This window comes from Marinobacter caseinilyticus (assembly GCF_011074955.1).
GTDB lineage: Bacteria > Pseudomonadota > Gammaproteobacteria > Pseudomonadales > Oleiphilaceae > Marinobacter > Marinobacter caseinilyticus.
In genome coordinates, this window is the sequence record NZ_WUQJ01000024.1 from 70,803 (window position 1) to 83,397 (window position 12,595).

Annotated in this window: 15 protein-coding genes; 9 read left to right on the forward strand and 6 right to left on the reverse strand. The window is 58.3% G+C overall.

The annotated features are described in order from the left end of the window. Nucleotides 1-122 precede the first annotated feature (122 nt). Together GRX64_RS13295 and alkB are read left to right on the forward strand one after the other, a co-directional pair. The gene (locus GRX64_RS13295) at nucleotides 123-1,094 is read left to right on the forward strand and encodes a tetratricopeptide repeat protein (protein WP_166268007.1); all 972 of its coding nucleotides are present in this window, start codon (nucleotides 123-125) and stop codon (nucleotides 1,092-1,094) included. Between the two features lie 117 nt (nucleotides 1,095-1,211). Next, nucleotides 1,212-1,862 (forward strand): DNA oxidative demethylase AlkB, encoded by a 651-nt coding sequence (gene alkB / locus GRX64_RS13300; RefSeq protein ID WP_166268009.1) that lies wholly within the window; start codon nucleotides 1,212-1,214, stop codon nucleotides 1,860-1,862. Between the two features lie 36 nt (nucleotides 1,863-1,898). On the opposite strand, the gene GRX64_RS13305 is transcribed toward alkB, so the two are convergent. The 5 genes from GRX64_RS13305 to GRX64_RS13325 all read right to left on the reverse strand — a co-directional run bounded on the left by GRX64_RS13305 (nucleotide 1,899) and on the right by GRX64_RS13325 (nucleotide 6,621). Next, nucleotides 1,899-2,681: a DUF3750 domain-containing protein gene (locus GRX64_RS13305; protein ID WP_166268011.1), complete on the reverse strand. Its 783-nt coding sequence runs from the start codon at nucleotides 2,679-2,681 to the stop codon at nucleotides 1,899-1,901. A gap of 30 nt (nucleotides 2,682-2,711) precedes the next feature. Next, the gene (locus GRX64_RS13310; RefSeq protein ID WP_166268013.1) at nucleotides 2,712-3,368 is read right to left on the reverse strand and encodes a cupin domain-containing protein; all 657 of its coding nucleotides are present in this window, start codon (nucleotides 3,366-3,368) and stop codon (nucleotides 2,712-2,714) included. Between the two features lie 67 nt (nucleotides 3,369-3,435). Beyond that, nucleotides 3,436-4,812, reverse strand: coding sequence for a sodium:solute symporter family transporter (locus GRX64_RS13315; RefSeq protein WP_166268015.1), 1,377 nt, complete (start codon nucleotides 4,810-4,812; stop codon nucleotides 3,436-3,438). A gap of 191 nt (nucleotides 4,813-5,003) precedes the next feature. Further along, nucleotides 5,004-6,164: a GNAT family N-acetyltransferase gene (locus GRX64_RS13320; protein ID WP_166268017.1), complete on the reverse strand. Its 1,161-nt coding sequence runs from the start codon at nucleotides 6,162-6,164 to the stop codon at nucleotides 5,004-5,006. 112 nt (nucleotides 6,165-6,276) lie between these two features. Continuing rightward, nucleotides 6,277-6,621: a hypothetical protein gene (locus tag GRX64_RS13325; RefSeq protein WP_166268019.1), complete on the reverse strand. Its 345-nt coding sequence runs from the start codon at nucleotides 6,619-6,621 to the stop codon at nucleotides 6,277-6,279. A gap of 171 nt (nucleotides 6,622-6,792) precedes the next feature. Between GRX64_RS13325 and GRX64_RS13330 the strand changes: the two genes are divergently transcribed. Both GRX64_RS13330 and GRX64_RS13335 read left to right on the forward strand, forming a co-directional pair. Continuing rightward, nucleotides 6,793-7,479 (forward strand): response regulator transcription factor, encoded by a 687-nt coding sequence (locus GRX64_RS13330; RefSeq protein WP_166268021.1) that lies wholly within the window; start codon nucleotides 6,793-6,795, stop codon nucleotides 7,477-7,479. After that, entirely contained in the window at nucleotides 7,476-8,798 is a 1,323-nt protein-coding gene (locus GRX64_RS13335; protein ID WP_166268023.1) for a sensor histidine kinase, read from the forward strand. The genes GRX64_RS13330 and GRX64_RS13335 overlap by 4 nt, the downstream gene beginning before the upstream one ends. Here the strand turns inward: GRX64_RS13335 and GRX64_RS13340 are convergent. After that, nucleotides 8,782-8,976 (reverse strand): hypothetical protein, encoded by a 195-nt coding sequence (locus GRX64_RS13340; RefSeq protein WP_166268025.1) that lies wholly within the window; start codon nucleotides 8,974-8,976, stop codon nucleotides 8,782-8,784. The genes GRX64_RS13335 and GRX64_RS13340 overlap by 17 nt on opposite strands. A gap of 52 nt (nucleotides 8,977-9,028) precedes the next feature. On the opposite strand from GRX64_RS13340, the gene GRX64_RS13345 reads away from it, so the two are divergent. The 5 genes from GRX64_RS13345 (at nucleotide 9,029) to GRX64_RS13365 (ending at nucleotide 12,536) form a co-directional block, all read left to right on the forward strand. Then, nucleotides 9,029-9,634: an IMPACT family protein gene (locus tag GRX64_RS13345; RefSeq protein WP_166268027.1), complete on the forward strand. Its 606-nt coding sequence runs from the start codon at nucleotides 9,029-9,031 to the stop codon at nucleotides 9,632-9,634. A 76-nt stretch (nucleotides 9,635-9,710) separates the two neighbouring features. Further along, a complete protein-coding gene (locus GRX64_RS13350; protein ID WP_166268029.1) occupies nucleotides 9,711-10,235 on the forward strand; it encodes a DUF4136 domain-containing protein in 525 nt (174 codons plus the stop codon). Nucleotides 10,236-10,238: 3 nt separating this feature from the next. Then, nucleotides 10,239-10,604, forward strand: a complete 366-nt coding sequence (locus tag GRX64_RS13355; RefSeq protein ID WP_166268031.1) for a putative signal transducing protein — start codon at nucleotides 10,239-10,241, stop codon at nucleotides 10,602-10,604. Nucleotides 10,605-10,748: 144 nt separating this feature from the next. Then, nucleotides 10,749-11,105 carry a translation initiation factor Sui1 gene (locus GRX64_RS13360; protein WP_166268033.1) on the forward strand — a complete coding sequence of 119 codons (357 nt, stop codon included), beginning with the start codon at nucleotides 10,749-10,751 and terminating at the stop codon, nucleotides 11,103-11,105. Nucleotides 11,106-11,279: 174 nt separating this feature from the next. Continuing rightward, on the forward strand, nucleotides 11,280-12,536 hold the full coding sequence (locus tag GRX64_RS13365) for a D-amino acid dehydrogenase (protein WP_166268035.1): 1,257 nt from the start codon (nucleotides 11,280-11,282) through the stop codon (nucleotides 12,534-12,536). Nucleotides 12,537-12,595: the final 59 nt, after the last annotated feature.

Below are 12,595 nucleotides of genomic sequence, written 5' to 3' on the forward strand. Positions count from 1 at the left end.
GAAAAGCGACGGAGGTCGTAGGGCTTCAACACTTTTGCATCAGAGACAGCCGCATCCGTACTTGCTAGCGTCTTGTGTTAGGCATATCCGGTTGGAACGTGTCATTTTTGGAGTTCATCAATATGTGTGGATTATCGCGCAACTGCCAACTTTGCTGGGTTATGGTGCTGGTGGTTTTCTCGATACCGTCGGTGGCCGAGAATCAGCGAGATAGCAGTCGGGAAATGATTCAGCTACTGGATGCGTATGCCGTATACAAAATGGGCCAATACGATGAGGCCCATGCGCGTTTCATGGCCTTGGCAAAAGCAGGCAATACCCGGGGAATGCTGAACCTGGGCAATATGTACGGGGCCGGCCAGGGTAAGCCAAGAGATAATGGCAAGGCGCTTTTCTGGTATCGGAAAGCCGCCGATGCCGGGGACTCCATCGGCATGTATGAGGTCGCCAAGGCCTATGGTGAAGGCATCGGCACTGAATCTGATTCGAAGCTGGCTGAGCGTTGGTATATGCGCTCGGCCGACCGTGGTAATGATATGGCGCAATGGACCGTCGGCCGTCAATTGTATGATCGTGGTGAGCACCAGCGTGGCTTATTCTGGATTCGGAGAGCGTCAGAAGATGGCAGCAATCCGGCCGCCGGCCAGTTTCTTCGTCAACTGGCTGGCGGCGGAAATGTTCAAGAAAACCAGCCTGATAATCAAACCCGGATTGTGGTCATGGACATGCTTGCTGATATTGACGAGGCAGCGAGTGAGCGAGATGTGCAGGGTATTGTGGCGTTCTTGAGCGAGGACGCCGTTGTAAAGATTCGCCTGCCTGATCAGTCGGGCTGGGATACCCTGACTCGTAGTGAGTTGGAGACGCTGTGGCAAACAATGTTTAACCGCAGCGGACACTACCAGTACGAACGGGCGGAGCCGGAACTTTGGGTCGAGGACGGTATGGTGATGGCACAATCGATGATTCGGGAACGTCTCGGTGAGGGCGAGAATTATCAATCCCTGACGATTCTTGAACAGGCCCAGCTTATGGTTTCCGGTCAGACGCGTAAAATTCAGGCCCTGCAACTGGATATTCGACGGATTGACTGAGGGTCAGGCGGAAAGAGAGAACGGATGTGTCACCGGTGTTCACTGAGGTTAGTGGCCCGGGAATCTGAGCGACTGTTACACTGACGGCATCATGGTCGGATAGGCGCAGGAGGGTCAGTGACGGCAGATTTGTTTGGGGCTCAGGATGACCAACCCTGGGCTGAGCATTTAAGCGCAGGTACGGTGTGGCATCATGGTTTGGCCGTTAAACATGAGGTCCAGCTGATGACGGCCATTGCCGATATCGAGCGGCAGGCCGGGTTTCGTCACATGGTCACGCCGGGCGGTTTCCGGATGTCGGCGGCCATGACCAACTGTGGCCAATTCGGCTGGGTGACCGATCAGGGCGGGTACCGATACGCGGAATCTGACCCTCAGACCGGTAAAGTCTGGCCTGACATCCCGGAATGTTTTCTGACGTTGGCGTCAGCGGCGGCCGCGCAAAGCGGTTATCCTGGGTTCCAGCCCGACGCCTGCCTGATTAATCGCTACGAGGTTGGTAGCCGGATGTCTCTGCACCAGGACAAAAACGAGCAGGACTTCAGTGCCCCCATTGTGTCTGTGTCGCTGGGCTTGCCGGTGCAATTTCAATTTGGTGGCCTCACGCGTAAGGAACGGCCGGCTCGCCTGACACTGGAACACGGTGATGTCATTGTCTGGGGCGGCCCCGACCGGCTGCGCTATCACGGCGTCGGAGCGCTCAAATCGGGTGAGCACCGATTGCTTGGTGCCTGTCGCATCAATCTGACGTTTCGAAAGGCTGGGTAAGCGACATCGTCATCGGGCAAGGCGAATCGCCCCCGGCTAAGGCAGAGCCGCATCCAAATCCGAACCGTTGTTCGTCCACGGGTCAAGCAGACCGACATGGCCAATGCCCGGCAGTTTGATCGCGAGCGCCAGTGGGTCGATGCCAATACTGAGTCCCAACACGTTCAACTCAACACCCTCCCGAACACTGGCCAACACGCCAACATACCCCTTCAGCGACAACTGATAACCCGATCCGCTGGGTGTTTCGGCGACGATGCCGTCTGCCAGATAATCTTTGCCGATGGCCGTGTTGGGTAAGGCTACTTTCAGCTCTGGCACTTGTCGGATGACCCAGGATACAAAGGTATTGCTGTTTGGCCCAGGCCAGGCAGTGTAACTCGTGGGGTAGGGGTAAGACTCAACGGCCTTGAGAATCTTGGGTATTGCCGCGGCGGCCTCTCCCCCGCGCAGATCTGACAGCAGCGTGGGCTGGTTACCATACCAGGCAGTGTCCGGTGCACCCGGGCGGGAACGCACGGCCTGGTAGCCCCAGCCGGTGACGTCGTGCACGACATACGTGGTGGCGTTTTGTGCTTTGGTCGCAATCCAAGTGTGCACGGCAAAGTAGCCTCGCCAGCCGTAGGCGCGGGCGGAGTATACCTGGACGATGGCTTCTGCGGCGTCTTGGGGGGGTGGTGCAATACCCGCGCTGGACCGATCGGTGTTGCGCCAGCCTTGACTGGCCTGGCTGGTGCAGGCCGCCATTAAAGCGGGACCGGCAAGCAGAATGGCCAGCACCGTGAGGGTGCGGGCGAACCATTTTGTGGGTGACATCATCAGTGCCTGGCCTTGGGACCGATCGCCCGGTCACGACGGAATGGGTAAGTGTCCGGTTTTGACCCAGATAACCGTTTCCTCTTCCACAAAAGGATGGTGCTGGCTGAGGTGAGGGCTGCGTATCCAAGTGCCGGAAGGATAATGACCGAGCTCGTCCCGGAAAGTTCCACTCAGCACCAGGATTTCTTCGCCGCCGAAGTGCCGGTGGGGTTGAAAACGCTCACCGGCGGGCCACTTCACCAGTGCCACGTGTTCATGTTCGAATTCGTGCAGCGGCATCACTTGAAGGCCGCCCTGGCCTTGGAGCCAGTGGGTGCGGGTTGTGTCGATTCGGACGCTGGTCAGGTCGCGAGGCGAAAACTGGTGCAGCTTGACGAACAGAGTGCAGCCGTTTTCGCTGAACGGCGCATGGGCACTGCCTGGCGGGTTCCGGATGTACGTGCCTGGGCCATAGTCCCCATTCTCATCCGAGAACACCCCATCGAGCACCAGTATTTCTTCGCCTTTGGGATGACTGTGCCGATCGAAGCGGGCGCCCGGCTGGTATTGCACAATGCTGGTGGCATGGCCCCGCTCGGCCTCCTCCCGGGCAAGAGGTTTTCTGAGCACCCCGCCGGCTGGGCTCGGAGCCCAATCCAGCTGGCTGCTGTCAATCACGACCCGTTGAGTAAAATCCAGGTTCAGCATCAGGCACTCTCAACATTCGTGTGTGTTGTTACGCAATCCCATTATACGGCCTGGACTGACAGTGGTATCACCCCTGTTTTGATTTCCCTGTGACCAGCGCAAGCAGCACGCTGACCAGCGCGGAGGCGACCAAAGCGCCCGCAAAGGGCCCCAGGGTCGGGATGCTGCCGGGGAAACTGGCCGCTTCCAGGCCCGCCATCAGGCTGCCCCCCGATAACCAGCCTGGAAGTACCGCACCGATCAAGCCGGCAATTGCGCCACCCACCGCCGCTAGGGTGGTCATACGGGACCACAGCCCCATCAATACGGGCAAGACGGCGGTTGCACAGAGCAAATCAGCAATCAAAAACAGCCGTAAAACGGAAATGCCCTGCAACGCAATGGCGATCACCGGCACCATCAGGATCACTGTGATCCAGCGCGCCGACGTTAATGACAGGCCCTTTTTTTCCGTGACAGCCAACGAGGCAATGGCGTTTTGCAGCGTATCAACTGATGACGCCACCAGTGTCAGCGCGAGTACCAGGGCCGGAATCGTTAGCCAGGCCGGTGCGCCGCGCAACAAAGCGAAGAACGGAATGGGCGGATTGCCAAGGTCCGTGCCACTCATTGCCGCTGCAATGCCCAGTCCACCAACCACCGCCACCACGACGACGGTCGTTGCGCCGCCCAGCAGCGCTCCACGGCCCAGGGCCGAGGCGTCTTTGGCCGCCCACAGTCGCTGCCAGTAGCCCTGATGGAACAGATTGGCTGCGGTGACGGCAATGACCAGGGTCAAGGCGACACTCAGGGCGCTGCCCACTGGTATCGACGGGATGCTGGCGGCGACAGGCATGGCGGGCAGGCGTTGCAGTGTCACAAAACCAACCACTGCCAGAAGCAATATCAATAACAGCGCCTGCCAGCGGTCGGTGACCAGGCTGGCCCGAAGCCCGCCCCAGGCGGTGTAGATAAGTGTTGCAATGGCGACGCCGACCACGGCGATACTGCCGTCGAGGCCCGACAGCAGCGAAGTGATGGCGCCAATGGCGGTTAATTCGGCGGTCAGAAAACACAGCATGTACAGCACCGAAATCAACGCAACCCAATGCCGGACCCCACGGCCGTAGCAGGCTTGCGCAAACTCCCCGATGCTGCGACCTTCCGGCAGGTAGCGCCGGATTGCTGGGCCACAAAAGGCAAACACCACAAAGGGCAGTGCGGCGCCAATGGCATAGCCGGCCAGCGCCACCGGTCCAACCAGAGCGCCCACTTCCGGCGGAGCAAACAGAATCCAGCCGCCCATACCAGAGGCCAAAAACGACAGTCCCAGCGCCCGTGCGCCCTGGGAATTTCGGGCCGTGACGTAGTCGTCCAGACCACCGTCTGCAAGCCGTGCCCGCAAGCCCAGCCAGGTGAACAATAACAAAGCCGCAGCCAGCGCTGCAGCGGTGGTGTAGATCATGTCGCACTTCCTCCGCCGGTATGATCCGGATCAGGTTCCAGGGTTTAGTTTCTCAGTCGGCTCCCGGTTCGGGCGTCAACTCCCCTGGCGACGATTAGTGATGGGTGGTAATCGGGTCGAATGGTGCCACAGTTTGGTCACCGCTGCGATAGCGGATGGTGGGGTAAGCGCCGGTCTCTGGCTCGTCACGTTCAGGCACCCTGCCGGTAAGGCAGTGCCTCCAGAGCGGCCGCTTGGTAAGCTCTTACCTCGCTGGCTTCCTCGTCCGTGAAGCGTGTAATGGCGTCGCGAAAGCCCGGGTGTTCCACCCAATGGTAGGAGTGAGTGAGTACCGGCTCAAAACCCCGCACCAGTTTGTGTTCGCCTTGAGCCCCGGCATCGAAGCATTGGAAGCCTTGCTGGATGGCCAGCTCGATACCCTGGTAATAGCAGGTTTCGAAATGCAGGTGGTTATACTCTTCCAGGCAGCCCCAGTAACGACCATAAAGGGTTTCCTGCCCCTTGAGAAACAGGGCGCCGGCAATCATTTCACCATCCTTGACCGCCATCACAACGTGCACCTGTTCGGGCTGATGAGTTTGCAGCGCGCGAAAGAACGCCAGGTTCAGGTACGGCCGCTGGCCACGCTTGAGGTAGGTGGCCTGGTAAAACACATAAAAAGCCGACAACACATGATCGGGCAGGGTCTCCCCGGGAAACGCCACGAATTCAATCCCCTGCTCGCTGACTTGCCGCCGTTCTTTGCGGATGGATTTGCGCTTGCGGGAGGTGAGTGTGGCCAGGAAATCATCGAAACAGGCGTAGCCATGGTTGAACCAGTGGAATTGGCAGCCCAGGCGTTGCAGCACGCCGGGCATCGTCAGCAACGCCTGATCGTCACTGTTGGGGAATAACAGATGCCAGGAGTGCGCTCCCAGCTCGGTGGCGCAGACTTCCAGGGCCCGGTGCAACGGGTCAGGGGTCAGTTGGTCCCGTGCGTCAGCCGACAGCAGCAAGCGGGCACCGACCGACGGTGTGAATGGCACGGCGACCAGTAGCTTGGGGTAGTAGTCGACTCCGTAGCGCTGGTAAGCATCGGCCCACGCCCAGTCGAATACATACTCGCCCATGGAATGGGTCTTCAGGTACGCCGGTGCCACGCCGATCAGCGTGTCGCCAAGATAAAACATCAGGTGAGAGGGTGACCACCCGGTCGCGGCGGTGGTGCAACCGCTGGTTTCCAGCGCCACGAAAAATCGATGGCGTAGAAAAGGGTTGGTGGAGCCACTGAAACCGTCCCAGACTGCTTCGGGGATATCCAAAATGGAGGTCGCCGCGCGGACAGTCAGTGCGCAGGTATCGGGTTTTACCATGGTGCCTTGAAGCTCCTGAATGTGGCCATCTTCCGATACAATACGCGAGAACAGGGCTTGCGATCACTTACTGAGGGCAGCTCAGTCCCGCCGGGCTGCCCGCAACACTCGGTTATTCGTTGTCACCCTCGCAGCGTGCCTGCATTTTTTCGTGCCATTGTGCCTTTTTCTCCGCGCGTTCTGCTTTCATTTCAGCGTGCATTTGGTCCCAGGTTTCACGCTGCCCGGCACTCAGGTTCAGACGTTCCGCCATCCACTCAAAGCGCTTCTCCATCCGTTCCTCGCGCTTTGCGTAATGCGCCTTGCCTTGATGCTGCTCATATTTCTCGCAGATGTCAGGGTGACCGCGGTGTTCGCTTTTCTCTCCATGGTGGTTGGCGAAGACCAATGGGCTGGCTAACAACAAGGTGGTCAGCGCAGCGGTTAGAAATGAGGTTTTGGTGCCGGAAGTTTTCATGGTTTGCTCCATTAGAATTGCGGGTTTTAATGTTCACGGCGCTGATATTAAATTGTGCTGTGTCAATCGCTGTCAGGTTGGTGTAAAGGTTGTGCAAAGCGGATTGCGACTGAGGTCACGCCTACCGGTGGCCATGCTAGAATCCATGCAAAATGAATCATGAGGCGTGTCATGCGGAATCGAATCCTGCTGGTAGAAGATGACGAGGAGCTGAGGCAGTTGTTGGCGCGGTATCTGACGGGACAGGGCTTTATCGTGCGCGAGGCGGCCAATGGTCGTGATGGGCTGTCGCTGGCGGCGGAGAACCACTGTGACCTTGTGGTGCTGGATATCATGTTGCCGGATATCAATGGCCTGGAAGTGCTTCGTCAGATTCGGTCACAGACCCATTTGCCGGTGGTCCTGCTGACGGCCCATGGGGATGAAACGGATCGCATTGTGGGGTTTGAAGTGGGTGCCGACGATTACATTCCCAAGCCTTGTAACCCGCGCGAACTGGTTGCCCGTTTGCAGGCCCTGCTGCGTCGGATTGCCTGGGATCAGGCCACCGATGTTGACGATTCGAGGGTCTACGATGATCTCCGGGTGGAGCCGGAACAGCGTCGTATTTTTCAGCATGACCAGCCCCTGGATCTGACGGCCACCGAATATGAAGTACTCCAGGTGTTGCTCGCCCACGCCGGCAGTGTGGTGCGTAAAACCGACTTGATGCAATGGGCGCTGGGGCGGCGACTCGCGTCCCACGACCGGACTCTGGACATGCATATCAGCAATCTGCGGCGCAAGCTGGGTGGCGATCAACCTCCCAGAATCGAAACCGTCCGTGGTCTTGGCTACAGTTATCGGGGGCTGTCGTGAAATTGAAGTGGTCGTTTCCGTTATTCTGGCGGATTTTTTTACTGATTTGGTTGGCGATGGCCTTCACGGTTGTGGCGAGCAACATGGCAACCCGGGAATTGATCGACCGGGAGCGTCTCAGTATTGAGCGTCAGGAAGGCCTCAGGGGGCTTGCCTCGGAAGCGGTCAACATCCGTGAATCCGAGGGACGGGGGGCGACGTGGCGCTACCTGAAGGAGCAAGGCCGGGCATTGGACCTGCACCTGGTGCTGATTGATTCGGATGAGCGTGGCGACGAGTTGCCAAAATCCATTCGGGAACGCATGGGGGCGGGCTGGCACCGGTATCAGCCGGCAGTCATCAACGTGGAAAAAGGTTACCGCCTTATTGCCTGGCCGCGCCTGGGTGGCGAAGGCTGGCTGGATCCGCGGATGTTCCGAATGCTAGAGCTGGGGTTGGGGTTTGTGATTATTACGTTGGCGTGCTGGTGGGTGGCGCGGCGGATATCGCAACCCCTGCGTCATGTTGAAACCACCGCCCAGGCGATTGCCCACGGTGATTTGTCGCAGCGTGTCAGTCAACGAATCGCGGGCCGGCACGACGAAATCGGCGCCCTGGCCCAAGCGTTCAACGGCATGACCGAGCAGCTCTGTACACTGCTTGAGCGTCAGAAACATTTATTGCGTGATATATCCCACGATTTGCGAACACCGTTGGCTCGTCAACGGATTGCGATTGAACTGGCCGCCGACGGTCAGGCTGACCCTGAGCTGATGGCCAGCATTTTGCGCCAGAACGAACGACTGGAAGCGATGACTTCCCAGATCCTGACGCTGTACCGGGTGTTGGAAAAAGGCGGGGATATCGAACGCGAACCGGTTCACCTGGCCTCGGTGATCAACCGGGTGCTCGGGGACGCCGCCGATTATGCCGAACACCGGCAGGTTGACTGTCACCTTACGGTATCGACCCGGTGTCAACAGCTGACCGTGCTGGGGGATGCCGGACTGCTGCAGCGCGCGCTGGATAATGTGCTGCAAAACGCCCTTGACCATACGCCTCCGGGCCATACGGTATCGTTGAGCCTGTCCGAACGGCAGGGCCGGGTGCTCTGCGACATTGCCGACAGCGGGCCGGGTGCACCGGTGGCCTCGCTTGCCCAGCTGTTCGAGCCGTTTTACCGGACCGATGAAGCCCGCAGTGGTCATGGTTGGGGCTTGGGGCTGGCGATTGCGAAAGACATTATGACGGCCCATGATGGCAGCATTGGTGCAGTCAATGGTCCGAAGGGCGGCCTGGTTGTTTCACTGGTATGGCCGGTCTTTACTCAGGCGACTTGATGAGCGGCAGGCTTTCAGGGACGGTGGCAGGGTCGAGGTCAGGTTTGAGCTGGCCGGCAGCGGAGAAATCAATGCCGGCCTGCAGCTCGTCCTCTGCGAAGCGAATGCCGCATCCGGCCCTGGTGACGTTGGCCGGGCGGACGGCACCCGGTGTTGAGCGGTCTTCATCGGTGTTCATAGCTAGAGACCCTTAAAACAGCGCCAACAGGTGCGCAACAGGACGGAACGCAATGAACAGTGAGTATCCCATACCAGCTGGATTTCTGGAACGGGAGACCGAAATCAAGAAAAGCCGCTTCATTGCCCGCGTCTATGCTGTCGCTTCGCGGGCCGAGGTCAAGGCTTGGGTTGAGACGGCGCACAAAGACCACCCGGATGCCCGGCATGTCTGTTGGGGCTACCAGATTGGCCGCCCCGGATCGGCCGCTGAAGCTGCCATGAATGATGACGGAGAGCCATCCGGGACGGCAGGGAAACCGATACTCAATGTGATTCAGCACAAAGATATGGGCGATGTGCTGGTGGTGGTGATTCGGTATTTTGGTGGCACCAAGCTGGGTGCGGGCGGCCTGGTCCGAGCCTACGCCGGTGCGGCTGAGAGTGTCCTGTCCGAGGTGGATCGGGTGGTTCAGAAGACCATGGCCGCGGTGGTGGTATCGATGTCGTTCGCCGATGAACAGCCGCTCAGGCACTGGTGTGACTTGCATCACGCCAGTGTTGACGAGATTGACTATGGTGTTCCGGTCCGGGCCACGGTCGGGGTGCCAGCGGACCGATTGGCCAGCCTGATTGAATTTTGTGAAGCCCAGCGGTTTGATTACAGTTTGGATAGGTAGCGAGGCCTGGATGCCTCCAAGTGCCCAGGGTTTGCGTATACTGATAATTAAACCATCGGCATGGAGTCATACGACAATGCGCTTTATTTTGAGTTTCTTATTGGTACTTGCACTGTCTGGCTGTGCTGGCAATGTGGTTACGGACTACAATTCGACGGTCGTGTTCGGTAACTATAATTCATGGGCCTTTGCAGACACCAATAATGGGTCTGGGTTTGTTACGTTGGATGGCGCCCGGGTTGAAGGCGCGGTCGAGCGCGCCCTGAATCGCAAGGCAATGAAAAAAGTCAACGTCAATGAGGCTGACTTACTGGTGTCTTACCGAGTCGTAAATGTTGATCGCCTTGATACCACAGGCTTTTCGTATGGGCTGGGTTTTGGGCAGCCGAGATTTGGGTTTGGCGTGGCCACGCTGCCGCCCGTCAGGGAGGTTCAGGAAGGCAAACTGGTGGTGGAATTGGTCGATCGGAGCAACGGCCAGGTTGTCTGGCGGGCGGCCAGCCGGCGTTACCTCACCGAAAGCCAATCGCCAGAGTACCGTCGCGAACTTATCGAAGAGGTCGTGGCTGAAATGTTTACCAAGTACCCTCCCGGGGTGTGATCTGTGACCTGGGTAACCATTGGGCACTATTCGTTGCCTTTTGAGGCCCACCTGGACCGCTCGCGTCTGGAATCCGAGGGCATTACCGCCATCATTGCCGACGAACACACCATCAATATGCAGTGGATGCTGTCGGATGCCCTGGGTGGGGTTCGGCTCCGGGTCCAGGATGATCAGTTGTACAAGGCCCGTAAAATTCTGGAAGAGGATCGCTCCGGACTGCTGGAGAGCTTGCCATCGCAGGCACCGGAGGTCATGGACTCCGAATCGCAACAGGGCGATGATGGGCTCCATCTATCGTCACTGACCTCAAAACGCCGCAAGCGCGGTTTCTTTGCCACCTTGCTGGCACTCTTTATCGGCACTTAGTCACTGGTATAGTGTGTGCCTGAATTCATTGATGCCGGTCGATCGGAACGATAGCGGGCGTTCATGCAGGTCCGGAGCGACATCGGCGCAACTTTTGGCTGAAGTGGCCTCAAGGCGTGTGAACGCATGTGACAGGAGCACAGTATGAAAAAACAAGCCCTCGGTGGCCTGGTCTTTTCGACCGAGCAAGGGCGTATGTGCCCGGGCTGCAGCCAGCCAGTGTCGGATTGCCAGTGCAAGGCGCCGGAGCGCGCCGCCGGTGATGGCGTGGTGCGCCTTAGCCGTGAGACCAAAGGTCGAAAAGGCAAAGGCGTTACGTTGGTAACCGGTGTGCCAATGGGCGATAAAGAACTGCGGGCCTTTGCCAAAGCACTAAAAGCCCGATGCGGCACCGGCGGCACGGTCAAAGAAGGTGTTATTGAGATTCAGGGTGACCAGCGCGACGTACTGATGCCGCTGTTACAGGCCAAAGGCTGGACGGTGCGCAGGGCAGGTGGCTAAAGGTATAGGACGCAAGTGACCATGCCTGCCACTACACTTGTTCCGGCTTTCAACGTTGGAGCTCTGGCCCGGTCCTTGTCATTCAATCATCATTTGCCCCGGCGAACTGCGATTATACGATCGGACATCAGCCAGCAGTCAGGGGTTTCCCACCAGTATATTTGAGGGACACGCATGCATATTTTGGTCATGGGAGCAGGTGTTGTGGGCGTCACGACCGCCTGGTTTTTGCGGCAGGCAGGCTACGATGTCACTGTGGTGGAGCGTCAGAACAAAGCCGCCGTGGAAACCAGTTACGCCAACGGTGGCCAGGTATCGGTTTCCCATGCGGAACCCTGGGCCAACCCCTCAGCACCGTTCAAGGTGTTGAAGTGGCTGGGTAAGCCAGACGCACCGCTGTTGTTCCATTTGCGTATGGACCCTGCCTTGTGGCGCTGGGGGCTTCGCTTTCTAATGGAGTGCACACCGGGCCGTACCGCTCATAACATCCGCCAGATGGTGAACCTGGGCACTTACAGCCGCAGCACCCTTCAGGCCTTGCGCAAAGAGATTGGTCTGGAATACGACCAGTTGCAAAAGGGTATCTTGCATTTTTACACCGACCAGAAAGAGTTTGAAGGTACCCTCGAGCCGGCCCGGCAGATGCGTGAGCTTGGGTGTGACCGACAGGTTATTGATGCTGCCCGTGCGGTTGAGTTGGAGCCGGCGCTGACGCCGATTCGAGACCGAATTGCTGGCGCCACCTTCACCTCGGAAGATGAATCCGGCGATGCCAGAAAATTCACCCAGGCATTGGCTGAGAAGGCCGCTGCGGCGGGGGTGGAATTTCGTTTTGGCACAGAAGTCGTTGGTTTTGATAAAACCCGCGACACCCTTGTGGGCGTGCATACCCTGTGTGAGGGTCGCCATGAAACGCTCCGCGCCGACAACTATGTGTTGAGCATGGGCAGCTACAGTGCGCCCATGGCACGCGCCCTTGGCTTATCACTGAACATATACCCGGCCAAAGGCTATTCCATTACTGTTCCCGTCAAGAATCCGGACGCTGCCTTTAACGTCAGCTTGACCGATGATCAATACAAACTGGTGTTTTCGCGTCTTGGTGATCGTATGCGAGTTGCAGGCACGGCTGAATTGGGGGGCTACAGTCGCGACCTCAACATGACTCGCTGTCAGGCCATCGTGCGTCGAACGGCTGAACTCATGCCGGAAGCCGGCCATTGGGATCAAAGTGAATTCTGGACCGGACTGCGCCCGATGACACCGTCCAACGTGCCTTACATTGGCAAGAGCCACTTCCGTAACCTGTATCTGAACACTGGGCATGGCACCCTTGGCTGGACGCACTCCTGTGGCTCGGCTGCGGCCATTACCGATGTTATTTCAGGCCGCAAGCCGGAGGTTGATTTTGCCTTTACCGGGTTGAATTAGTGAACCAAAACTGGATTCAGCGCCTACTCTGTTATCCTGTGCCATCTTTTGACACCCAC

Bases quoted from the DNA above. Each gene is read 5' to 3' on its own strand.
- GRX64_RS13305 (WP_166268011.1), bottom strand. From the start codon at position 2,681: ATGATGTCACCCACAAAATGGTTCGCCCGCACCCTCACGGTGCTGGCC.
- GRX64_RS13350 (WP_166268029.1), top strand. From the start codon at position 9,711: ATGCGCTTTATTTTGAGTTTCTTATTGGTACTTGCACTGTCTGGCTGT.
- GRX64_RS13310 (WP_166268013.1), bottom strand. From the start codon at position 3,368: ATGCTGAACCTGGATTTTACTCAACGGGTCGTGATTGACAGCAGCCAG.
- GRX64_RS13360 (WP_166268033.1), top strand. From the start codon at position 10,749: ATGAAAAAACAAGCCCTCGGTGGCCTGGTCTTTTCGACCGAGCAAGGG.
- GRX64_RS13340 (WP_166268025.1), bottom strand. From the start codon at position 8,976: ATGAACACCGATGAAGACCGCTCAACACCGGGTGCCGTCCGCCCGGCC.
- GRX64_RS13330 (WP_166268021.1), top strand. From the start codon at position 6,793: ATGCGGAATCGAATCCTGCTGGTAGAAGATGACGAGGAGCTGAGGCAG.
- GRX64_RS13295 (WP_166268007.1), top strand. From the start codon at position 123: ATGTGTGGATTATCGCGCAACTGCCAACTTTGCTGGGTTATGGTGCTG.
- GRX64_RS13325 (WP_166268019.1), bottom strand. From the start codon at position 6,621: ATGAAAACTTCCGGCACCAAAACCTCATTTCTAACCGCTGCGCTGACC.
- GRX64_RS13320 (WP_166268017.1), bottom strand. From the start codon at position 6,164: ATGGTAAAACCCGATACCTGCGCACTGACTGTCCGCGCGGCGACCTCC.
- GRX64_RS13365 (WP_166268035.1), top strand. From the start codon at position 11,280: ATGCATATTTTGGTCATGGGAGCAGGTGTTGTGGGCGTCACGACCGCC.
- GRX64_RS13315 (WP_166268015.1), bottom strand. From the start codon at position 4,812: ATGATCTACACCACCGCTGCAGCGCTGGCTGCGGCTTTGTTATTGTTC.
- GRX64_RS13345 (WP_166268027.1), top strand. From the start codon at position 9,029: ATGAACAGTGAGTATCCCATACCAGCTGGATTTCTGGAACGGGAGACC.